This window comes from Planococcus sp. ANT_H30, assembly GCF_008369335.1.
Classification (GTDB): domain Bacteria; phylum Bacillota; class Bacilli; order Bacillales_A; family Planococcaceae; genus Planococcus; species Planococcus kocurii.
In genome coordinates this window covers 1,042,427-1,063,097 of the sequence record NZ_VOBJ01000001.1, presented here as the reverse complement: position 1 = coordinate 1,063,097, position 20,671 = coordinate 1,042,427, and the positions used below count along the sequence as shown (strand labels likewise).

24 protein-coding genes are annotated in these 20,671 nt (G+C 40.8%); 18 read left to right on the top strand and 6 right to left on the bottom strand.

From position 1 onward, the window contains the following. Nucleotides 1–19: 19 nt before the first annotated feature. The 12 genes from FQ085_RS05045 (at nucleotide 20) to FQ085_RS04990 (ending at nucleotide 9,553) form a co-directional block, all read left to right on the top strand. Nucleotides 20–859 (top strand): transporter substrate-binding domain-containing protein, encoded by an 840-nt coding sequence (locus FQ085_RS05045; RefSeq protein WP_058384207.1) that lies wholly within the window; start codon nucleotides 20–22, stop codon nucleotides 857–859. A 28-nt stretch (nucleotides 860–887) separates the two neighbouring features. Then, the gene (locus tag FQ085_RS05040) at nucleotides 888–1,556 is read left to right on the top strand and encodes an amino acid ABC transporter permease (protein ID WP_058384208.1); all 669 of its coding nucleotides are present in this window, start codon (nucleotides 888–890) and stop codon (nucleotides 1,554–1,556) included. A 12-nt stretch (nucleotides 1,557–1,568) separates the two neighbouring features. Then, nucleotides 1,569–2,291 carry an amino acid ABC transporter ATP-binding protein gene (locus tag FQ085_RS05035; protein ID WP_058384209.1) on the top strand — a complete coding sequence of 241 codons (723 nt, stop codon included), beginning with the start codon at nucleotides 1,569–1,571 and terminating at the stop codon, nucleotides 2,289–2,291. A 150-nt stretch (nucleotides 2,292–2,441) separates the two neighbouring features. Continuing rightward, nucleotides 2,442–2,858, top strand: coding sequence for a CBS domain-containing protein (locus FQ085_RS05030; protein WP_149456069.1), 417 nt, complete (start codon nucleotides 2,442–2,444; stop codon nucleotides 2,856–2,858). Nucleotides 2,859–3,062: 204 nt separating this feature from the next. Further along, nucleotides 3,063–3,599, top strand: coding sequence for a TetR/AcrR family transcriptional regulator (locus FQ085_RS05025; protein ID WP_058384211.1), 537 nt, complete (start codon nucleotides 3,063–3,065; stop codon nucleotides 3,597–3,599). Nucleotides 3,600–3,849: 250 nt separating this feature from the next. Then, nucleotides 3,850–4,743, top strand: coding sequence for a beta-keto acid cleavage family enzyme (locus tag FQ085_RS05020; RefSeq protein WP_058384212.1), 894 nt, complete (start codon nucleotides 3,850–3,852; stop codon nucleotides 4,741–4,743). Then, the gene (locus FQ085_RS05015) at nucleotides 4,743–5,723 is read left to right on the top strand and encodes an L-carnitine dehydrogenase (RefSeq protein ID WP_149456068.1); all 981 of its coding nucleotides are present in this window, start codon (nucleotides 4,743–4,745) and stop codon (nucleotides 5,721–5,723) included. Before FQ085_RS05020 ends, FQ085_RS05015 begins: the two co-directional genes overlap by 1 nt. Before the next feature lie 23 nt (nucleotides 5,724–5,746). Beyond that, entirely contained in the window at nucleotides 5,747–6,214 is a 468-nt protein-coding gene (locus FQ085_RS05010) for a thioesterase family protein (protein WP_149456067.1), read from the top strand. A 32-nt stretch (nucleotides 6,215–6,246) separates the two neighbouring features. After that, on the top strand, nucleotides 6,247–7,440 hold the full coding sequence (locus FQ085_RS05005) for a quaternary amine ABC transporter ATP-binding protein (protein WP_058384215.1): 1,194 nt from the start codon (nucleotides 6,247–6,249) through the stop codon (nucleotides 7,438–7,440). Continuing rightward, the gene (locus tag FQ085_RS05000; RefSeq protein ID WP_058384216.1) at nucleotides 7,437–8,273 is read left to right on the top strand and encodes an ABC transporter permease; all 837 of its coding nucleotides are present in this window, start codon (nucleotides 7,437–7,439) and stop codon (nucleotides 8,271–8,273) included. The genes FQ085_RS05005 and FQ085_RS05000 overlap by 4 nt, the downstream gene beginning before the upstream one ends. Before the next feature lie 15 nt (nucleotides 8,274–8,288). Next, nucleotides 8,289–9,158, top strand: a complete 870-nt coding sequence (locus tag FQ085_RS04995; protein ID WP_058384217.1) for a glycine betaine ABC transporter substrate-binding protein — start codon at nucleotides 8,289–8,291, stop codon at nucleotides 9,156–9,158. A 95-nt stretch (nucleotides 9,159–9,253) separates the two neighbouring features. After that, nucleotides 9,254–9,553 (top strand): cupin domain-containing protein, encoded by a 300-nt coding sequence (locus tag FQ085_RS04990; RefSeq protein ID WP_058384218.1) that lies wholly within the window; start codon nucleotides 9,254–9,256, stop codon nucleotides 9,551–9,553. A gap of 838 nt (nucleotides 9,554–10,391) precedes the next feature. Here the strand turns inward: FQ085_RS04990 and FQ085_RS04985 are convergent. After that, on the bottom strand, nucleotides 10,392–11,108 hold the full coding sequence (locus tag FQ085_RS04985; RefSeq protein WP_149456066.1) for a DUF6904 family protein: 717 nt from the start codon (nucleotides 11,106–11,108) through the stop codon (nucleotides 10,392–10,394). Between the two features lie 13 nt (nucleotides 11,109–11,121). Further along, nucleotides 11,122–11,829: a pseudouridine synthase gene (locus tag FQ085_RS04980; protein ID WP_149456065.1), complete on the bottom strand. Its 708-nt coding sequence runs from the start codon at nucleotides 11,827–11,829 to the stop codon at nucleotides 11,122–11,124. Between the two features lie 209 nt (nucleotides 11,830–12,038). On the opposite strand from FQ085_RS04980, the gene adh reads away from it, so the two are divergent. The 4 genes from adh to FQ085_RS04960 all read left to right on the top strand — a co-directional run bounded on the left by adh (nucleotide 12,039) and on the right by FQ085_RS04960 (nucleotide 15,151). Further along, nucleotides 12,039–13,559, top strand: coding sequence for an aldehyde dehydrogenase (adh, locus tag FQ085_RS04975; protein ID WP_058384221.1), 1,521 nt, complete (start codon nucleotides 12,039–12,041; stop codon nucleotides 13,557–13,559). Between the two features lie 52 nt (nucleotides 13,560–13,611). Beyond that, complete coding sequence (locus FQ085_RS04970) at nucleotides 13,612–13,974, top strand: DUF779 domain-containing protein (RefSeq protein WP_058384222.1); 363 nt, start codon at nucleotides 13,612–13,614, stop codon at nucleotides 13,972–13,974. A 405-nt stretch (nucleotides 13,975–14,379) separates the two neighbouring features. Next, nucleotides 14,380–14,568, top strand: a complete 189-nt coding sequence (locus tag FQ085_RS04965) for a hypothetical protein (protein WP_058384223.1) — start codon at nucleotides 14,380–14,382, stop codon at nucleotides 14,566–14,568. Continuing rightward, nucleotides 14,561–15,151: a Fic/DOC family protein gene (locus FQ085_RS04960; protein ID WP_058384224.1), complete on the top strand. Its 591-nt coding sequence runs from the start codon at nucleotides 14,561–14,563 to the stop codon at nucleotides 15,149–15,151. Before FQ085_RS04965 ends, FQ085_RS04960 begins: the two co-directional genes overlap by 8 nt. A gap of 41 nt (nucleotides 15,152–15,192) precedes the next feature. On the opposite strand, the gene FQ085_RS04955 is transcribed toward FQ085_RS04960, so the two are convergent. Beyond that, nucleotides 15,193–15,996, bottom strand: a complete 804-nt coding sequence (locus FQ085_RS04955; RefSeq protein WP_149456064.1) for an AAC(3) family N-acetyltransferase — start codon at nucleotides 15,994–15,996, stop codon at nucleotides 15,193–15,195. A 94-nt stretch (nucleotides 15,997–16,090) separates the two neighbouring features. On the opposite strand from FQ085_RS04955, the gene FQ085_RS04950 reads away from it, so the two are divergent. Next, nucleotides 16,091–16,570: an acyl-CoA thioesterase gene (locus FQ085_RS04950; RefSeq protein ID WP_058386830.1), complete on the top strand. Its 480-nt coding sequence runs from the start codon at nucleotides 16,091–16,093 to the stop codon at nucleotides 16,568–16,570. Between the two features lie 44 nt (nucleotides 16,571–16,614). Here FQ085_RS04950 and FQ085_RS04945 read toward each other — a convergent pair whose 3' ends face one another. Continuing rightward, on the bottom strand, nucleotides 16,615–17,118 hold the full coding sequence (locus tag FQ085_RS04945) for a DUF421 domain-containing protein (RefSeq protein ID WP_058384226.1): 504 nt from the start codon (nucleotides 17,116–17,118) through the stop codon (nucleotides 16,615–16,617). 445 nt (nucleotides 17,119–17,563) lie between these two features. Continuing rightward, on the bottom strand, nucleotides 17,564–18,583 hold the full coding sequence (locus tag FQ085_RS04940) for an SEC-C metal-binding domain-containing protein (RefSeq protein WP_058384227.1): 1,020 nt from the start codon (nucleotides 18,581–18,583) through the stop codon (nucleotides 17,564–17,566). A 253-nt stretch (nucleotides 18,584–18,836) separates the two neighbouring features. Between FQ085_RS04940 and lepB the strand changes: the two genes are divergently transcribed. Next, the gene (lepB, locus tag FQ085_RS04935; protein ID WP_149456063.1) at nucleotides 18,837–19,370 is read left to right on the top strand and encodes a signal peptidase I; all 534 of its coding nucleotides are present in this window, start codon (nucleotides 18,837–18,839) and stop codon (nucleotides 19,368–19,370) included. 66 nt (nucleotides 19,371–19,436) lie between these two features. Here the strand turns inward: lepB and FQ085_RS04930 are convergent, their stop codons facing one another. Next, nucleotides 19,437–20,600: a pyridoxal phosphate-dependent aminotransferase gene (locus FQ085_RS04930; protein WP_149456062.1), complete on the bottom strand. Its 1,164-nt coding sequence runs from the start codon at nucleotides 20,598–20,600 to the stop codon at nucleotides 19,437–19,439. Nucleotides 20,601–20,671 lie beyond the last annotated feature (71 nt).

Here is a 20,671-nt window from a genome sequence, read left to right as displayed (position 1 = left end):
ACGAAAAGGGGAGAGCAAAATGAAAAAGAAATTATCATTTTTAAGCGTAATTTTTTCTGCGGGAATGCTATTGGCAGCTTGTGGAGGAGACGACTCAACTAGTTCGGAAGAAGGATCAAACACAGAAGGCGGAAGCAGCGATTTGAAATTGGTTGAAGAAGGGAAATTTACTACGGCATCGAGTGGTCTTTATAAGCCATTCAACTTTACAGAAGGTGGCGACTTGACGGGATTTGATATTGATATTAGTAACGCACTTTCAGAAGAAATGGGACTAGAACCAAATCCGGTTACAACACCTTGGGAAACCATTCTTCAAGGCTTGACGACAAATCGTTTCGATGCAATTATCGGATCGATGGCGATTACAGAAGAGCGTGAAAAACAAGTTTCATTCTCTGATCCTTACTACTACTCAGGTGGTGTGATTTTCACTAGAGCAGGCAATACAGAAATTACATCTGAAGCCGATCTTGAAGGTGCGAAAATTGGCGTTGTCGGACAAAGCACCTACGACACAGCTGCACAAAAATACACAGACGATATCCAGTATTACAATAGTGATGTTGTCGCATTGCAAGATTTGGCGATTGAAGGCCGTTTAGACGCAGTTATCACTGCCGATGTAGTAGGATTTGAAGCACAAAACGCTGGACTTGAAGTCGAAATGGTAGGAGATCCATTATGGATTGAACAAGCAGCAGTTGCAATTAACAAAGAAGACGAAGAACTATTAGCTGCAGTAAACGAAGCACTAGCTGCAATCGTTGAAAATGGCACATACGAAGAGATTTCAGATAAGTGGTTTGGCCGTAACCTCCTTGATGTAGATCTTGAAGGGGTAGAAATCCTCAAGTAATCATTTGGGATAAGGAGGAGTGGTGTCTATGTTAGAGTTATTTTCAACAGTCTATGAAGTGTTCATGCGGACCTATCCAGGATTTCTGAGAGCAACCGTTGTCACGCTTCAATTGACTGCGATTGGTGTTATTCTAGGTACGGTGATTGGTTTAGTTTTTGCATTGATGAAAATTTCAGGATCGAAAATTTTACAGGGCATTGCGAATGTCTATATCACCATTATCCGAGGTACACCGTTAATCGTTCAAATTATGTTCTTGTACTTTGGTATAGTGGAAATTTATACGATGGATAATTTCTGGGCAGGTGCAATTGCTTTAGGTATTCACAACGGGGCCTATATTGCCGAAATTTTCCGCGGCGCGATTCAAGGCGTTGACCCTGGTCAGCGTGAAGCGAGTATGTCGCTCGGGATGAACCGGAAACAAACGATGCAACGGATTGTATTTCCACAGGCGTTGCGTCGCTCAATTCCGCCACTTGGCAACCAGTTTATCATCACATTAAAAGATTCATCTCTTGTTTATATTATTGGGGTATCGGAAATTTTTGCGCTCGCAAACCGTGAAGCAGCACAGTCTTTCCAACCTTTTGAATCTTTCTTAGTTGTTGCACTTTATTACTTGGTACTAGTAATGATTTTCACGTACCTATTGCGTTGGTATGAAAATAAACTCGATGTCGATAAAGCCTAAGGGGGAACACACATGATTATTGGAGAAAACATTCATAAATCTTTTGGTGACCTCGAGGTGTTAAAAGGGGTAGACCTTCACGTAAAGCCCCAAGAAGTGGTTGTCCTTGTTGGAGTCAGTGGCTCTGGTAAAAGTACACTTCTCAGATGCTTTAACTTTCTTGAGATGATTAATGATGGAAAAATTACCATTGATGGTCATATGGTAAATACGAAAAAAGACAACTTAACGAACATTCGCGCTGAAGTCGGCATGGTGTTCCAACATTTCAACTTATTTCCTCATAAGACGGTATTGGAAAATGTAATTGAAGCACCGATCACTGTTAAAAAGATGAAAAAGGAAAAAGCGAGAGCTTTAGGTATGGAATTGTTGAAAAAAGTAGGGTTGGAAGATAAAGCAAATGTCTATCCAAGCAAACTATCGGGCGGACAAAAACAGCGTGTTGCCATTGCGCGGTCACTTGCGATGGAACCAAAAGTCATGCTTTTTGACGAACCAACTTCAGCACTAGATCCAGAGTTAGTTGGAGAAGTGCTTCAAGTTATGAAACAACTAGCTGAAGAAGGAATGACGATGGTTGTTGTGACTCATGAGATGAAATTCGCTAAAGAAGTAGCGGATCGTATTATTATGATTGATAAAGGAACAATTATTGAATCGGCAGATCCCAAAAACTTCTTTGAAAATCCGCAAAACGAACGGACAAAACAATTTATTCAGCTAGTTGAATAGCAAGGCTAGCAAATAGGTTGAAAATACTATGCGAAATAAGAAGGAATCGGTTCAAATGAACCGATTCCTTCTTTGTTTTCACAATTGATGTTTGCTAGCTTCCAAAAAGGCTAAGGTATAGTAATAAAATCGTTTAAGGAGGCAGAAGGGATGAAAATCGAAGAAATCATGACGGTTGATGTCGAAACATGTAAACCTGAATCAACGCTTCAAGAAGTTGCCTCGAAGATGCGGGAAATCAATGTAGGGTCTATTCCTATTTGTGAAGAAGGCCGTCTAGTCGGCATCGTTACAGATAGGGATATTGTCATTCGAGGAATGGCTGAACAAATTCCGAATGATGCGCCCATATCGGAAATCTTATCGGCAGAAGTTATTACTGGAACGGCAAAGTTAACAATCGAAGAAGCAGCTGAGTTGATGGCCGCACATAAGATTCATCGGCTACCGATTGTTGCAGATGAACATGTAATTGGCATAGTCTCTTTATGCGACCTAGCTGCAAAAGACGTTTTAAAAACCCAGCACGCAGAAAATGCGATCGTTAACATTTCCAAAATAGACTAAAAGCTAAAAAAATCGATTCTTCATGGAGTCGATTTTTTTCTTTAAATAATAGATTAGTTGATGAAAGGCAACATTTATCAATTGTCAAACACATGTAACGAATGCTCTGTTTCTTGATTGCTTGTAAAACTAGAAAATAATTTGAAAAAAAACCGTCCGGGGAGTATAGTTATAACAAAATCTATTCTGATAGAGGAGATGCATATGGCTAGAGCAACCAGAAAAATTGAAATTCTTCATGCAGCGTCCAAAATAGTCAGTGAACGGGGCATTTTTAATTTGACGTTAGAAGCAGCGGCTATTGAAGCTGGAGTTAGTAAAGGTGGATTGCTTTATCATTTTCCCTCAAAAGAAGCTTTAGTCAAAGGAATGGTAGACCACTTAGCTGAAAATTACCGTCATAAAATTGCAACTTCAGTAGAAGAATCATCCAAAGAAAAAGGGAAATGGATTCGCGCATACGCTGATGTAACTTTTAATAATCCATACCCAAATAAAGAAATGCATGCGGGTTTATTAGCCGCTAAAGCTGTGAATTCTGATTTGTTGGATCCAATTCGTGACCTCTATAATGAATGGCAAGATGAAATTGAAGGCGATGGTATTGATCCTATTAAAGCTACTATTATTCGTTTAGCGACAGATGGAATTTGGTTGTCTGAACTTTTTGATATACATTATTTAGGTGAAGAAAAAAAGCAGGAAATTTATATGAAGTTAAAAAATTGGATAGATGAATAATAAAAATCACACCATTTAACAAAATGGTGTGATTTTTTTAAATTTTTTTAATAATGGGTTAAAGCCAAGCCGCGTCTAGGATGAAGGAGTTTTCTATAGACTAGTTAAGACGTTTACGAGGGAAATCGCCTTGAAACAATACCGTCTGGATGGTACAGTTTAAAATATAAAAAACACTTAATTGGTTATATGGAATAAAAAGTAATTTAACTTAGAGTACATACCTAAAGATCAAATAGGGAGAGATTATATGACACAAAAAGTTTTATTAACAGTAGCCGTGACGGGAGCTGGGGATACAGCAGGGAAAAATCAATATGTTCCTGTGACACCCAAAGAAATAGCAGACTCTGCAATTGAGTCTGCAAAAGCAGGCGCAACTGTTGCACATGTTCATGCACGTAATCCTAAAACAGGTGGTATTAGCCATAGTCTAGATCATTACCGAGAAATTATTGAACGTATTCGTGAATCTGAAACAGACGTAATAATCAATATTACATCTGGTGGTGGAGGAGACTTTATCCCTAATCTGTCAAACCCTTCAATGGGCGCAGAAGGTACAGATATGCAAACGCCTGAAGAACGACACGAGCCAATAGGCAGTTTGCTTCCAGAAATGTGTACGTTAGATTGTGGAAGTGTCAACTTTGGCGATATGGTTTATATGAGCCCAACTCGTTGGCTACGTGAACAGGCAAGGCTTATACAACAAAGCGGCGTGAAGCCAGAGCTTGAGTGTTTCGATACGGGACATCTTCGGTTCGCCAAGCAATTAATAGCAGAAGGTCTAGTTGATGGGGATCCGATGTTCCAATTCTGTCTGGGCATTCCGTGGGGAGCAGAAGCTGACGAAGAAACGATGTTGTACATGAAAAATCGTCTTCCAGACAATGCTCATTGGTCAGCTTTTGGTATCGGACGGATGCAAATGCCGATTTTGGAAATGGCCGCACAAAACGGTGGAAATGTTCGTGTGGGACTTGAAGATAATCTTTATTTAGGAAAGGGAATTTTTGCACGCAACGAACAACTTGTTGACCAAGCGGTAACAAAGCTGCACGCTGCACATGTAGAAGTGATGACGCCGCAAGAAGCGCGTATCCACTTCAACTTGAGAAATCCTTATAGAGGTGAGAAATAATGGGGAATAATCTGCAACAGATAAACCAAGTGGCGGTAATTGGGACAGGTGTAATCGGTAATGGTTGGATAGCTCGCTTTTTAGCTCAAGGCTATGACGTCATCGCATTTGACCCTTCTGAAGGTGCAGAGCAGCGGACCCAAAAAGCCGTAGCACAGGCATGGCCATCTTTAGAGAAGATAGGCTTAGCAGAAGGTGCGGATCGAAACCGTCTCGCATTTATGCCGACTATTGAAAAAGCCGTTTGTGATGCTGATTTAATCCAAGAAAATGTGCCAGAACGAGAAGACTTGAAAAAAGCCGTATTGGCAAGTATTGATGCACATGCTAAGAAAAGCGCTATTATTGGGTCGAGCACTTCAGGTATTATGCCGAGTGTTTTGCAGGAAGGTTTAGCACATCCTGAACGCCTGATCGTAGCACATCCTTTTAATCCAGTTTACATATTGCCTTTGGTTGAACTAGTAGCAGGTAAGAAAACGGATCAACTCGTTATGGATCGTGCTAAAAGCTTTTATGAAAGTATAGGGATGAAGCCGTTGATTATTCAAAAGGAAATCGAAGGTCATTTGGCAGATCGGTTGATGGAAGCATTGTGGCGAGAAGCATTGCATCTGGTAAATGACGGAGTTGCAACTACTGAAGAAGTAGATGCTGCTATCATTTATGGAGCAGGCTTGCGTTGGGCTCAAATGGGACCATTCTTAACATTCCATCTTGCTGGCGGCGAAAAAGGAATGCGTCACATGCTTGAACAATTTGGTCCTGCACTAAAACTACCTTGGACCAAACTAGAGGCCCCTGAACTAACGGATGAATTAAAAGAAAAAGTTATTTCAGGATGCGAAAGCCATGCAGGTGACGTAACGATTGGTGAGTTAGAAAATAAACGCAACGAATTTTTAGTTGAGCTACTAAGTTTGGTTGAATCTTATTGGCCAGAAACTACAGCAACTAAAAAACTAGTAGTTGAAAAATAGATTATTGGGAAGGGGGAAGAGGTGTGGCACGTTCGACCTTTCTATATGAAGAAAAAGTTCAAAGTGAATGGGTTGATTACAATGGTCATATGAATGATGCGGCCTATGCAAAAGTATTTAGCCAAGCAACGGATAGCTTTATCGGATTCCTGGGCTTGACTGAAAATGTTCGAACCCAACTAAATTACACGATCTTCACGCTAGAAACACATTTATGCTACTTAAAGGAAGTCCATGAACACGATAGCTTAGCAATTAGGGTGAAGCTGCTGAATTGTGATGCGAAAAGATTACATGTCTTTTTGACAATGAATAACTCAGTTGGTGACTTGGTCGCGACAAGTGAACAAATGTGGATGGGAATGGATTCTGTACTAGGAAAACCTACACCGTTTCCAGAAACGATAGCAATAGCAATAGAAGTGCTAAGAACACAACAAAAAGAACAACCGGTACCAGAACAAGCAGGCAGAAAGATTGGCTTTCGATGATCATCTGAAACAAAAAATTAAGGGGTATGTTGATGAAAAAGATAGAAGTAAATAACCTAACAAAAATTTTTGGCTCTCATCCGCAACAAGGATTGAAAAGACTTATGAACGGTGAACAAAAAGATGATATTTTAGCAGAAACTGGAATGACTGTGGGGGTTAATCAAGCTTCTTTCTCGGTAGAAGCAGGTGAGTTTTTTGTTATTATGGGATTGTCAGGAAGTGGGAAATCTACATTAATCCGTTTAGTAAACAGATTAATCGAGCCGACTTCAGGTGAAGTGCTAATTGATGGCGAAAATATTGTGGAAATGGGAAAAAACAAACTGATTGAAACGAGACGGAAAAAGCTAGGCATGGTATTTCAGCAATTCGGATTGTTTCCACATCGAACTGTTTTACAAAATGTAGCTTATGGTCTTGAAATTCAAGGAGTCAAAAAAGAAGAACGCAACAAGCGCGCTCAACAATCAATTGAAGATGTTGGTTTGCATGGGTATGAAAACAGTTACCCAAAAGAGCTGAGTGGTGGAATGCAGCAGCGCGTCGGTCTTGCGCGTGCACTCGCTAATGATTCGGATATTCTTTTAATGGATGAGGCATTCAGTGCGCTAGATCCATTAATCCGTAAAGAAATGCAGGACGAACTGTTAAATCTGCAGAACAAATTAGGGAAAACCATTTTGTTTATTACACACGATTTGGATGAAGCGTTAAAACTTGGAGACCGAATCGCTATTATGAAAAACGGTGAAATTGTTCAGGTAGGAACAGCGGATGAAATTTTAGAAAATCCTGCGAATGAATATGTGTCAAATTTCGTTAAAGATGTAGATCGCTCCAAAGTTCTTATGGCTTCTCATGTTATGAAAAAGCCAGCTGTTCACATGATGGATAAAAGCGGTGCGTTAGCTGCTGTCCGCAAAATGGAAGATGCCGGAGTTTCAAGTATTTTTGTAGTTGATAAGGAGAAAAATTTCAAAGGTTTGTTAACAATCGACAATGCCATCAATGCTTATAAAAAAGAATTGGCAATTGAAACGGTATTAATTAAAGATATTCACGAAATTTCTCCAGATACCCCTTTAAATGACCTCTTTGGTGTGGCTGTCGAAGCGAAATATCCACTGGCAGTAATAGAGAACGGAAAGTTACTTGGCATCGTATCACGTGTTTCTATTCTTTCCGGCTTAGTGTTAGGGAAAGGTGAGGTGACTAGCTCATGAATTATTTCACATTGCCTCTTGAAGAATGGACAAATCGATTTGTAGATGATTGGCTATTACCGGTCACAGGTGATTTTTTCGATAGTATTAGCAATAGCCTTCGTACTTTTGTCGATGGTGTAACGGATTTTTTGATTGCAGCTCCTCCAGAAGTGCTTGTGCTAATTCTTGTATTAATTGCTTGGAAATTCTCTGGTAAAGGACTGGCGTTGTTCGCTTTGCTTGGGAGTTTATATCTGGGATCTGTTGATTTGTGGGAAGCAGCAATGCAGACGGTATCCATCGTTATCGTTTCTACGTTGATATCCATCATTATCGGTATTCCACTTGGAATATTAGCAGCTACCAACAAAACGATGGCTAGCATTGTTCGCCCGATTTTGGATTTTATGCAGACTTTGCCAAGTTTTGTTTATTTAATACCGGCTATTCTTTTATTCGGGCTTGGAAATGTTCCGGCCGTAATTGCTACTTTCGTATTTGCTACACCACCAGCAGTACGGATGACAACGCTCGGTATTCAGCAGGTTCCTGCGGATGTTGTCGAAGCGTCAAGAGCTTTTGGTTCGACTAAATGGCAACTGCTTTATAAAGTACAGTTACCTTTAGCAATGCCTTCAATTATGGCAGGAATCAATCAGACGATGATGCTGGCCTTATCAATGGCAGTTATTGCTTCAATGATTGGAGCACCTGGACTTGGTTCAGTAGTTCTTGAAGGAATCTCTACGGTAAATGTGGGACTTGGCCTGACAGGCGGTTTAGGTATCGTTGTGTTAGCTATTGTAATGGATCGCATTACTCAAGGATTGGTTCAAAAAAATAAAAAATAAAAGGGGAAATGAATGATGAAAAAGATTTTATTTGTAACAATGATTGCATTAATGGTTGCAGTATTAGCCGCTTGTGGTTCTGATAAAGAAGAAACAGGAAAAGCAGAAGGTGCCGAACAAAAAACAATCACTTTCGGTGTAACTCCGTGGACCAGTACTGTACCACCAACAAAAATTGCTGGTTTGATCTTAAAAGATATGGGCTATGAAGTTGTTGAAACAAGTGCAGATGCAGGTAGCGTTTATACGGGCTTGTCTCGTGGAGATCTTGATGTATTTATGGATGCATGGGTACCGATCCACCAAACATATCTTGATAAATACGAAGACACCATTTCAAGTACTTCTGTAAGCTATCCGGATGGAGAAACAGGCTGGACGGTTCCTACTTACATGGAAGATATCAATACTGTTGAAGACTTAAAAGGTCGCGAAGCTGAATTTGGCAATAATTTTTATGGCATTGAAGCAGGGGCAGGAGCAACGATTGAAAGTAACGAAATTCTTGAAGCCTATGAATTTGATATGACACAAGTAAATTCTTCAGAGGGCGGTATGCTAGCTCAGGCTCAAAAAATGATGGCTGATGAAGAACCGGTTGTCTTTTATGGCTGGAGACCACATACTATGTTCAACAAATTTGACTTAAAAGTGTTGACGAATGAAAAAGGATTTTTCGAAACCTCTTCTGTTGAAGTCATCACGAACAATGAATTAAAAGGGAATGCACCAGAAGCTTATGAATTCTTAAGTAACTGGAGTATTTCAATTGATGATGTGGAAGAAATGATTGTGAAGATTGAAGAAGGTGACGATCCTGAAACAGTTGCACAAGAATGGATTGACAACAATCAGGACAAGGTAGATGAAATGTTAGGTAAGTAAATTGAAAAAGTGTATTTCCTATTGCTTAACCAATAGGAAATACACTTTTTGGTTATAACGGGTATATAGGTAGAAAAGGGAGCGAGGTGATATAAATGGAAATGATTGGAACGCCTAATCTATTAGGTGAAAAAAACAAGCATGTCCAAAAAGCCTTAAGTTTTGGCAATACTAAGGTTGTGAATATGCAATTACAAACAGGTGAAAACATTGCAGAACATGATTCAGTGGCTGATGTCATCATTATCGTACGGAGTGGTAAAGTTTCGTTTAGTGTAGAAGGTGAGACGGTAGTCGTAACACCTGAAAATATTCTGCATATGAGTCCAAAAGAAAAACACAGTTTGCTAGCTATTGAACCAAGCGATTTGTTGGTTCTGCAAATTAACCAATGAAAAAAGCTCACGCATCGTTAGCGTGAGCTTTTTACTTTTTTAGATTTAGGCTTCTTATAATTCCATTATATCTGTCGAATCTACATGGCAGCCTTTGCTTTTCTTGTTGTCTAGCTCCGGCAGCCAGATTCTCGGGTCATAAGCCACTCCGGCTGTGTGGCAAAGAACGCCACTTCGCCAGAGCGTCTTATGCCTGTCGAATCTACATGGCAGCCTTTGCTTTTCTTGTTGTCTAGCTCCGGCAGCCAGATTCTCGGGTCACAAGCCACTCCGGCTGTGTGGCAAAGAACGCCACTTCGCCAGAGCGTCTTATGCCTGTCGAATCTACACGGCAGCCTTTACTTTTCTTGTTGTCTAGCTCCGGCAGCCAGATTCTCGGGTCATAAGCCACTCCGGCTGTGTGGCAAAGAACGCCACTTCGCCAGAGCGTCTTATGCCTGTCGAATCTACACGGCAGCCTTTGCTTTTCTTGTTGTCTAGCTCCGGCAGCCAGATTCTCGGGTCATAAGCCACTCCGGCTGTGTGGCAAAGAACGCCACTTCGCCAGAGCGTCTTATGCCTGTCGAATCTACATGGCAGCCTTTGCTTTTCTTGTTGTCTAGCTCCGGCAGCCAGATTCTCGGGTCATAAGCCACTCCGGCTGTGTGGCAAAGAACGCCATTTCGCCAGAGCGTCTTATGCCTGTCGAATCTACACGGCAGCCTTTGCTTTTCTTGTTGTCTAGCTCCGGCAGCCAGATTCTCGGGTCATAAGCCACTCCGGCTGTGTGGCAAAGAACGCCACTTCGCCAGAGCGTCTTATGCCTGTCGAATCTACACGGCAGCCTTTGCTTTTCTTGTTACCACTCAAATTTTTCTGGGTACTCGGCCTTTATGTCGATTTCATGTATTGGCTTTTTGTAAGGTGTTGCGGCGGCAATGACTTGATTGCGGAAGGCCGTGTAATCTTGATCTTGTACGGCGATTTTCATTGCGATAGTGGACAGACTTTTTTCACGTTGTTCTTTCGTCATGCCAATGTATTTCAAGTTCAGTAAGTCAACATATTGAATTGCGTAATCATTTACTGAAGCAGGTTGATTAAAGGCTTTTAGGATAACGTCAAATTCTTCAGCTGGCACGTGTCCCTGGAGACAGTCGAGGACCAAGGATTGAAAGCGGAAAATGGTCGGTAAGTGAACATCCCACAGTGGAAATTTTTTATCTTCTTGATAGAAGTTGACGAAATCCTTCAAAGCGATAGCGGCGTAGATTAATTCGGGCCATAGTATTTCTGTGGAAAAATAAATATTCTTGTCGGGAGCGATCAAGCCATGCTGTTTCATCGTATGTTCATGCAGGCCGTTAAAAACAAAATCTACATTGCGATCACCTTGAGCAGCTTGGCGAATTTGATAAGCTACATTAAGGATTCGCATCCGCGATCCTTCGTAACCATAGTACTGGTCTTCCTGACCAATCATTTTGTAAATGGCCACGTTGAGTTCGTCTAAATCGAAGTAATCGCCGCTGACTTTAACGCCTGTATGGTTCGGTGTACTTTTCATATTCAGCATGTTAATAGCCTCCTCAACGTTTTGGTGTGTAACCGAGTTGATTGAATAGCTCGTTTCGTTCTGCGTCAGTCAAATCGCGCCATTCTCCAACAGGCAGATCTTCTAAAAAGATATTGATAATGCGGATTCGTTGTAAACTCCGAACCTCGTAGCCAAGCGCTATACACATGCGGCGGATTTGGCGATTTAAACCTTGACGTAAGGTTAGTTTAAAGGTGTAACTAGACAACTTTTCAGCTTTTGCTGGAAGTGTTTTTGTATCGAGAATTTCGACACCTTCTTCCATTTTTGCTAAAAAGGATTCGGTGATCGGCATATCTACTTTGACGATGTATTCTTTCTCATGTTCATTCTCAACACGTAAAATTTCGTTGACGATATCCCCGTCATTAGTCAATAGAATAAGCCCTTCTGAATCTTTATCCAAGCGTCCTATGTGAAAAATACGTTCCGGATGGTTAACGAAGTCAACAATATTTCCTTCAATATGCCGTTCTGTTGTACTGGTAATACCAACGGGCTTGTTTAATGCCAAATAGACGTATTGTTGCTTGGGCTGTTCGATGATTTTGCCATCAACTCGGACTTCGTCGTTGGATTCGACTTGGCTACCCAGTTCGGCTAATTTGCCATTAATCGTCACACGTTCTGCTTCAATGAACTTATCAGCTCCGCGTCTTGAAGTAATGCCTGTTTCGCTTAAAAACTTATTGATTCGCATAATAAATTCCTCTCAGTTCCATATTTCCTAGTCTCGCTCTTATTATACATCAACTGCGTGAGCGAATAAAAAAATTTGATGTTCCACAGTTGCAATTTTTAGATTAGTTTGACAATATAGAAGGGAAGCTGTTATTGATGCGCCTTGGGTTAGCTGAAATAATGTAAGCGCGTACATAACGGTAATACGAGTAAAGGGGAGAAATGGGAATGGTCTACGCAATGCCGAATACAGAAGGCTCAAAAGTTACATTTAAAGATAAGTATGACAACTTTATAAATGGAGAGTGGAAAGCACCTGTTAAAGGGCAATATTTTGATAATGTTTCACCGGTAACTGGTAAGAAGTTTACGGAAATTGCTCGTTCCACTGCAGAAGACGTAGAACTGGCTCTTGACGCAGCACATGCGGCAAAAGAAGCTTGGGGAAAAACTTCAGTTACTGAACGTGCCAATGCTTTGCTTAAAATTGCAGATCGTATGGAGCAAAACCTAGAAATGCTCGCTGTAGCTGAAACATGGGATAACGGCAAAGCAGTACGTGAAACTTTGAACGCCGATCTGCCACTGGCAATCGATCATTTCCGTTATTTTGCTGGAGCTATTCGGGCACAAGAAGGTTCGCTAAGCCAAATTGACAATGATACTGTAGCTTATCACTTCCACGAGCCACTTGGTGTTGTTGCTCAAATCATCCCATGGAACTTTCCGATATTAATGGCTGTTTGGAAACTAGCACCTGCTCTTGCTGCGGGTAACTGTGTCGTATTAAAACCAGCTGAACAAACGCCGGCAAGTATTCTAGTGTTAGCTGAACTGATTGGGGATATTTTGCCTCCTGGAGTCTTGAATATCGTTAACGGCTTTGGTCTTGAGACAGGTAAGCCGCTTGCTTCAAGTCCGCGTATCAGTAAAGTAGCATTTACCGGTGAAACGACTACAGGTCGTATGATCATGCAATATGCATCTCAAAACCTGATTCCAGTTACACTGGAACTGGGCGGGAAATCACCGAATATCTTTTTTAAAGACGTAATGGACAAAGACGATGCGTTTCTTGACAAAGCGATCGAAGGATTTGTCATGTTCGCATTGAATCAAGGCGAAGTGTGTACATGCCCATCTCGTGTGTTAATTCAAGAAGACATTTATGATGAGTTTATGGAACGTGCACTAAAGCGCGTAGCAGCCATCAAAACAGGAAATCCACTTGATCCAGAAACAATGATGGGAGCACAGGCTTCCACAGAACAAATGGAGAAAATCTTGTCCTACTTAGATATCGGCAAGCAAGAAGGAGCTGAAGTTCTTGCAGGAGGCGATCGCAATAAATTAGAGGGTGATTACTCTGAAGGCTTCTATATTCAACCAACAGTCTTTAAAGGCCATAACAAAATGCGTGTTTTCCAAGAAGAGATTTTTGGACCAGTTGTTTCCGTAACGACTTTTAAAACGAAAGAAGAAGCGCTTGAAATTGCCAACGACACGCTATACGGATTAGGCTCGGGAATTTGGACGCGTGATACCAACACAGCTTATCGCTTTGGCCGTGGCATTCAAGCAGGACGCGTATGGACAAACTGCTACCACCAATATCCAGCTCACGCAGCCTTCGGTGGATACAAAATGTCAGGCTTTGGCCGTGAAAACCATTTGATGATGCTCAACCACTATCAACAAACAAAAAATATGTTAGTTAGCTATAGTGAAGATAAACAAGGATTCTTTTGATTCTAGAGGAAGTCTACAAGTGTTTCAGTGAACCAAGAAAGTAGGGATAGCAATGGTCGAACGCGTTATTGCGACAGATGCTGCTATTGAATTGATTGAATTGCTGAAAGAAAAGCATGGACCGGTTATGTTCCATCAATCAGGTGGCTGCTGTGACGGCAGTTCACCGATGTGTTATCCAGAAGGTGACTTGTTTATCGGAGATCAGGATATTTTGATGGGAGTTATCGGAGACAGCAAATTCTATATGCACAAAAACCAATTTGACTATTGGAGCCATACGCAGCTAATCATTGATGTCGTTCCAGGACGCGGCGGAATGTTCTCGCTGGAAGGAGTCGAGGGTAAACGATTTTTAACGAGATCGAGAGCTTTCACTTCAGATGAAACCAAAGAATTACAGCAACAAGCTTGAGTAAAACCGGATGCAAATGCATCCGGTTTTTTACTGTTTATAAATTTTTTGATATTCGAGAAGCCGCTCCATATAAGTTGAATGAAAGAAACCGACTTTTCTACACCGCTTTGCCCAGCTTGCGCTAGGTAACCTGTTGAATAAGAAGGCATTGTCTATGTTTCCATTGTTAACTAGAAGATATGGAGAAAAGTAGTAGAGACTCCCGCGAGCCCTTGGCAACTGGCACCGCGTTGTCCTGAAGCACCAGTTGCATGACCCACATCCTGTAGGCCCGAAAGCATAGCTAGTTTGTAGAATGTCTACAAGTGGAAATCATTAGTTTAAGCCATATGGAACAAGGGGTGAAGATAGAAAGTAGGCTAGTAAAATGGTATAATTTTAGCATGAAAGGTGGTTATCCAGTTGACGAAATTAGTGAACCGAGTTTCTCGCGAACAAGCCAATCATGCGATTTCCTACGCTTCGCATTCTTTAGTTACAGAAGGATTTGAAGTAACAAGTGAGGATGAAAATTTCGTTCGGTCGGTATTGACTGGTGAACGGACGGAAGCACAATTCCATCAAGCCATCAAAAGGAAGTTTGATGTCTAACTATCAGCACACTTCCATGTATTGTTACTCTGGGACTGATGTATTGATTAATTTATTTCATGTAGAAGATGAAGAAAAACTGAAAGAATTGGAGAAAGTTTATTCGTTGCTTCGTCTTTCGGAACTTCAACTGCAGAAACCGATAAATCTTTTGGATATTAACGCATTTTTAGCCATCCACCGATATATCCTTCAGGACGTTTATCCGTTTGCTGGAGAATTGAGACAAGAAATGATTTCCAAAGGTTCTTCTTCTTTTGCTCATCCTAAACACATAGAAGCACAGTTGCTAAAAATTTTTACTGACTTAAAATCGGAAAATTATTTGAAGAAATTACCGCGAAGTCAGCTGATCTCAAGACTTGCTTATTTTCTTTCAGAATTGAATGCTTTACATCCTTTTCGTGAAGGTAATGGACGCAGTGTTCGCGAATTTGCGCGCCAGTTGGTACTCAATGCGGGTTATCGATTGGATTGGGGAAAAGTACCAGAGCCCGCTGAGATTATTAATGCTTTTGTCGATTCCTTTAATAAAGATAATAACCGTCTAGAAAGACTGTTGGACGACATCATTACGCCATGAAAAATGCCAGTTACTCAGAGAGTACTGGCATTTTCTGCATGTTACGTTATAGGATGTTCCCGAAGCCAGTCGATTCCAAATTCGACAAGGGGTTTCATATCTACAAGACGGGTTTCAGCTTGCCCGAGCAAACCTTCAGAAATATTACCTGGAAAAGCTTTTGCAATTTCTGGGAAGCGGTCTGAATCCATATCCACACAGTCGTAAGTTTGCCAAGCGCGTTTTCCATCCTTCAAAACAGCTGCGCCTTGCGGTATAGTAGGTCGGTTTTCTTGAACAAATTCAGCATAGTGAAGCGCCGTACACGAATCAAAGCCAACACCAATAAATAAGATTTTCACATCTACTTGCAACATTTTTGCGAGCGGCGATTTTTCCCCGAAAGAGTCCTCGAGGGGTTGTTCACTCATCCATTCAGCAGCTTGTTTTCCATAGGCTGCAAAGGAATGCGAAGGGTGAGGGCTACGTATAGTTGCAGGATGGCTATGGAAGCATTCTGCAATTTTCCCCATGCCGCGTAATCCGCTTAAGTGGGGATCGAAAGCAGGAAGCTGTTCGCGTATTGGCTGATGCCAATTTTCAGGGACTGGTGGCTGCATCCAGTAACTAGGGTCTGAGTTGTCCGTAGACTGCGCAGGCATGACAATTGTGCCTGCTTCTGTAATTGTTTCAAGCAACGCTTCAACGACCGCCTGAGCACCTCCAGCGATCCATCCCATGGACTTCAGTGAAGAATGAACCATTAACGCATCTCCAGCAACAATGCCTAGTTGCCGAAGTTGATGCTTTATAGTTGTTTTTGATTGGAATTCAGGGGTATTTAAAATATTCAATAACTCTGACATAAAGCATCCTCCTCATTTCAATATAGTATATAGGAAAGCCCACTGTTTTTGGGGAACTTCTGATGTTAGGGCAATAGAGAAAGGAATGATGAAAATGGAAGCAAAACCAATGAAAGAATCAAGAACAATCCAAACAAAGTTGGTCCTCCCACCCGATACCAATCATATGGACTCCATATTTGGTGGCAAAGTATTAGCTTATATCGATGAAATTGCAGGGATCACGGCAATGAAACATGCACGCCGTCAAGTAGTTGTAACTGCATCGATCGATTCTGTGGACTTTTTGTCTTCAGCACGTGTTGGAGACGTACTCGAACTCGAAGCAAATGTCACGTCAACCGGCCGAACTTCGATGGAGGTATATGTTCGAGTAAAGTCGAAAAATCTGCAAACGGGTGAAGAAAAGCTAACAACGGAATCCTTCTTGACCATGGTTGCAATGGGAGATGACGGAAAACCAACTCCTGTCCCACCCGTATTACCGGAATCTGCAGGAGAAAAACTCTTTTTTAACACAGCACCTGCAAGACGCGAACACCGAAAAATGAGAGTGAAAACACCAAGAACATAAGAAAAAGGTGCATGGATTAAACTCCATACACCTTTTTTGTTCGATTAACTTTCAGAATTTACGTTCTCTAATGCGTTGCCCGTTTCGCTACTAATAACGGATAGGCTCCCATCCGTTTCGAGAACGACTGCTTTTACTTTTTCGGTAGAGCCAAATCCTGTATTGCGGATGGCTTGTAAAATCTCCATTTCTTTGATTCGTTCTTTTTTCATCGCTTTTCTTAAAAAATTTCCATCCAGAAATAGCAAACGTGGTTCTGATTTGATGACGTTGTTCACCCATTTGGAGTGAACCGAAAAAAAAGTAAGTAAATACTGCAGGGAAATCAGTAACGCAAATGCAGTCATTCCTTCAAGTAAGCTAATGCTGCTGTCTAATAATATGGTGGCGAGTGTTGAACCTAAAGCAACAGTTACGACTAAGTCGAAGGCATTTAATTTAGTTAATGTACGTTTACCAGAGGCACGAAGTAAGATAATAAGTCCCACGTAAGCTAAAAAACCGACAGTGACAATTCGAATAAAGCTAGTGAGCGTAATTTCAAACATGTAATTCCTCCTCTTATGTGTCTTTCAATAGAACTTATCCACATGTTAATAAGTCCTATTCATATGATAAAATTAACAAAATTCAAACATCTTATCCACATAGCACACAGAAACATCCATTTTACTGTGCATAAGGCTAGGTAGTTAGAGAGTTTATGTGGAATAACGGGTTTTCAAGCGTTTTGCTATTCGACTCTATAATTCCCTTTAGGGTTATCAACAAACACAAAATAAGCAGAAAAACAGTGAGAATGATTTAAACTTCTCTTAAAGAGAAATAAAAATAAGTATCTTGATATCGGAGTAACCCATTAAATTATGTTTAGCTGATAATAAAATGATGCTAGGTGTATGCATTACTTAAAAAAACACACAAAAAAAGAGTAACCGAGGCTACTCTTTTTTTTGTAATTTTCGTTAAGAGAATATCTCACACGATAAACTTTTATTTTTTGGCTAACAATTCTTCGAAGTATGCGCTAAATTCTTTTGAACGCTTTAAAATCGTGCTAGAAGATACACCAAATTTTTCACTTAAGTCTTTTGCAGAAAGCATCGGACCTTCAATCAGTTCGTGATCCTGCAAGAATCTCCAATACCCCGCAACAAGCGCTTCGGGTTTTTGAACAGTCGGCTGTTGACTGACAAGGTAGCTGTTTAAAATGCTTGTAATGTTGTCGACAGTTTCTTTATCAAATTCTGCCTGCTCGATATGCTTATCAAGTTCAGTCATAACAGCGTCATGTTCTGGAGAAAGCTGAATGCTTTCTTCTACGCTGCCTGTTGAGTACTTAACAATTTGTTCAACAATTGGTAAATAGTTGTCGCGTAAATAGCTTTCATCTTGCGTAGCATTTTCAGCAGCTATTTGTGCTTTTAATTGTTCGAAGAATGGACTAAACTCTCCAACAACGGTTAAATAGCCATTTAGGAAAAGAACGCCTTTTTCTCCAACACGAGAGTCTGGAAGAAGGATAGCCAGTAAACCTTGTCCATTTTCCATATCAGTTGGAGGCTGGTCTGCCATTTCAAGCGTTTCACCAGTGAAGACGTCTGTAAACTGAGCTTTCTCAGTATCGCCTTTAACATATTGACCAAGGAATACTTTTACGTCTTTCCAATTTCCAAGTACTTCTTTTGTTGTTGGACGTTGAGCAAGGTCAATGTGTTTTGTTAAAAATTCTTCCCACAATTCGGGTTTTTTCATAAACAGGAAATTCTCAATAACAAATGCTTGCGCATCGTTTTCAGCCATTGATTTCATTAGATGTGGCTGCCATTCTTGTTGCAATTCACGGAACTCAGTAATATGTGTCTGGTTTGGGTTTTCCGAGAAGAACTGTTGGCGTACTTTGAATAGTTCTTCATTAATCAAATCATTGATAGACACAGTTTGCTGTTTCCCGTGACACTTTTTATATTTTTTGCCACTGCCGCATGGACATGGATCATTTCTTCCTACCATTCTAATCACCTACATTTTTTATTGAGTGTAACATAAAATTGCGATGGGCTCAAAAGTCTGACGATTCAGACGCCAGTATGGTCCTTGGAAATAGCAGATATACATGATGATTGTGCTTAGAAAAATGAGGTGGAGTCCTTTGTAAGTTGATGACCTTTTGGAACAATAGGCAGTATGACAACTACTAGAAAGTATGCACGAAGCTGAAGGCGTATTATAATACAGTGAGTAACGACAAGCAGGAGGTGACAATATGTATACAGATCCAGTAAAAGAATCGATTTCCTGGATGCGCGTCATTTTAGTAACGGTGCTTATTGTCTTGCTATCTCGGCATTTTCTGTTTGAGCCGGTAGCTGTTCATGGTGAATCGATGATGCCTACATTTGAAGAAGATGACAAAGTTGTATTAGCGAAAATATACACAATAGAAAATTTTGATATGATTGTTTTCACTGCACCAAATGGCGTCAATTTCATTAAACGTGTGATTGGTGTACCAGGAGATGTCATTTCGATGGTGGACGACCAATTGTATCTAAACGGTAAAGCTCAAGTTGAGCCCTATTTAGAAAACAACTTAAAAACTGCGAAACAGCGTGGAATGATTCGTTTAACTGAAGACTTCAAGGAATTCACTGTACCTGCGGAATCTTATTTTGTCTTAGGAGATAACCGCTTAAACAGTACGGATTCAAGGATTTTAGGATTTATTTCTGAAAAATCTATTGTCGGAGAAGTGAAAATCAGAATTGCGCCTTTTAGCCATATGGGTATCGTAGAATAAAAAACAGTCACGCTAAAACTTAAAAAGACAGCGACCCTTTAACACGGATTGCTGTCTTTTTTGAGTTTAAAATAGTGCTAGTTTATCAATACGGTCCATTGCCTCGATGATTCGGTTTTCATCAACCAATAACCCAACGCGAATAAATCCTTCTCCGCTATCACCAAAACCGCTGCCAGCTGCGACTGAAATAGCTGCCTTTTCAAGTAAAAAATCAGCAAATTCGATACTGGTGAAGCCTTCCGGCACTGGCAGCCAAGCAAAAAAAGAGCCTTGAGGTGCTTCGATATTCCAGCCAATACGCGTGCATTCCTTTACGAGCACATTACGTCGCTTTTCATACAAATCTACCAAATCGGCTACGCATTGTTGATCCGCATTCAAAGCTTCTGCAGCAGCTAATTGGACAGCAGGGAACAAACCGGCAAATAAATGATCTTGGATTAGATTTAAAGCTTCAATCATTTTCGAATGCCCCACAGCAAAGCCAATTCGCCATCCCGCCATATTATAAGTTTTCGATAACGTATACATCTCAATCCCAACTTCTTTGGCACCTTCAGATTGCAAAAAGCTTACCGGTTTTTTTCCTTCAAATCCTACGGCGCCGTATGCAAAATCGTGAACAACAGCGATGTTATGGTCTTTTGCAAAAGCGACGGTGTCATCAAAAAATTCTTTATTTGCAACGGCGCCTGTCGGGTTATTGGGGTAATTCAAATACATTAATTTTGCACGTGAACAAACAGTTTCTGACAAGTCATTAAAGTCTGGTAAATAACCATTTTCAGGGTGGAGATGCATCAATTCGTAATCAATATTCGCTAATGGAGCACCGGAAAAGTAGTCAGGATAGCCCGGGTCCGGCAGCAGCAAAAGATCTTGCGGATTAAGCAATGCCAAGGGCAATTCAACAAGTCCAATTTTGGTTCCAGCCAAAATGGCGACCTCTAAATCAGGATCAATGTCTACACCATATTCGCGTTTATAGAAATTCGCAGCAGCTTGACGTAATTCTGAAATGCCGCGGAAAGGTGAGTACTTATGTGTCTTCGGATCAGCCGCCGCCGTTTGTAATGCTTTAATAATATGATCGGGTGTTGGTTGGTCGGGATTACCTTGTCCAAGATTGATGACATCGCGTCCTTCAGCGACGGCTTTGCTCGTTTTGGCAACTAGTGAAGCAAAAAACTGAGTAGGTAAGTTTTGTAAGCGATTTGAAAAGTCCATAAAATTCTCCTCATTTTCGAAATAATTGCACATCTACTCCGAATCTTATAGAATTTAGATTAGCTTGTCTA

Coding starts and splice junctions, on each gene's coding strand:
- FQ085_RS04950 (WP_058386830.1), top strand. CDS start 16,091: ATGGAAGCAAAACCAATGAAAGAATCAAGAACAATCCAAACAAAGTTG.
- FQ085_RS05000 (WP_058384216.1), top strand. CDS start 7,437: ATGAATTATTTCACATTGCCTCTTGAAGAATGGACAAATCGATTTGTA.
- FQ085_RS05030 (WP_149456069.1), top strand. CDS start 2,442: ATGAAAATCGAAGAAATCATGACGGTTGATGTCGAAACATGTAAACCT.
- FQ085_RS05020 (WP_058384212.1), top strand. CDS start 3,850: ATGACACAAAAAGTTTTATTAACAGTAGCCGTGACGGGAGCTGGGGAT.
- FQ085_RS05040 (WP_058384208.1), top strand. CDS start 888: ATGTTAGAGTTATTTTCAACAGTCTATGAAGTGTTCATGCGGACCTAT.
- FQ085_RS05045 (WP_058384207.1), top strand. CDS start 20: ATGAAAAAGAAATTATCATTTTTAAGCGTAATTTTTTCTGCGGGAATG.
- FQ085_RS05025 (WP_058384211.1), top strand. CDS start 3,063: ATGGCTAGAGCAACCAGAAAAATTGAAATTCTTCATGCAGCGTCCAAA.
- FQ085_RS04990 (WP_058384218.1), top strand. CDS start 9,254: ATGGAAATGATTGGAACGCCTAATCTATTAGGTGAAAAAAACAAGCAT.
- FQ085_RS04995 (WP_058384217.1), top strand. CDS start 8,289: ATGAAAAAGATTTTATTTGTAACAATGATTGCATTAATGGTTGCAGTA.
- FQ085_RS05035 (WP_058384209.1), top strand. CDS start 1,569: ATGATTATTGGAGAAAACATTCATAAATCTTTTGGTGACCTCGAGGTG.
- FQ085_RS04940 (WP_058384227.1), bottom strand. CDS start 18,583: ATGGTAGGAAGAAATGATCCATGTCCATGCGGCAGTGGCAAAAAATAT.
- FQ085_RS04955 (WP_149456064.1), bottom strand. CDS start 15,996: ATGTCAGAGTTATTGAATATTTTAAATACCCCTGAATTCCAATCAAAA.
- FQ085_RS05005 (WP_058384215.1), top strand. CDS start 6,247: ATGAAAAAGATAGAAGTAAATAACCTAACAAAAATTTTTGGCTCTCAT.
- lepB (WP_149456063.1), top strand. CDS start 18,837: ATGTATACAGATCCAGTAAAAGAATCGATTTCCTGGATGCGCGTCATT.
- FQ085_RS04945 (WP_058384226.1), bottom strand. CDS start 17,118: ATGTTTGAAATTACGCTCACTAGCTTTATTCGAATTGTCACTGTCGGT.
- adh (WP_058384221.1), top strand. CDS start 12,039: ATGGTCTACGCAATGCCGAATACAGAAGGCTCAAAAGTTACATTTAAA.
- FQ085_RS04980 (WP_149456065.1), bottom strand. CDS start 11,829: ATGCGAATCAATAAGTTTTTAAGCGAAACAGGCATTACTTCAAGACGC.
- FQ085_RS04970 (WP_058384222.1), top strand. CDS start 13,612: ATGGTCGAACGCGTTATTGCGACAGATGCTGCTATTGAATTGATTGAA.
- FQ085_RS05015 (WP_149456068.1), top strand. CDS start 4,743: ATGGGGAATAATCTGCAACAGATAAACCAAGTGGCGGTAATTGGGACA.
- FQ085_RS04930 (WP_149456062.1), bottom strand. CDS start 20,600: ATGGACTTTTCAAATCGCTTACAAAACTTACCTACTCAGTTTTTTGCT.
- FQ085_RS04985 (WP_149456066.1), bottom strand. CDS start 11,108: ATGCTGAATATGAAAAGTACACCGAACCATACAGGCGTTAAAGTCAGC.
- FQ085_RS04960 (WP_058384224.1), top strand. CDS start 14,561: ATGTCTAACTATCAGCACACTTCCATGTATTGTTACTCTGGGACTGAT.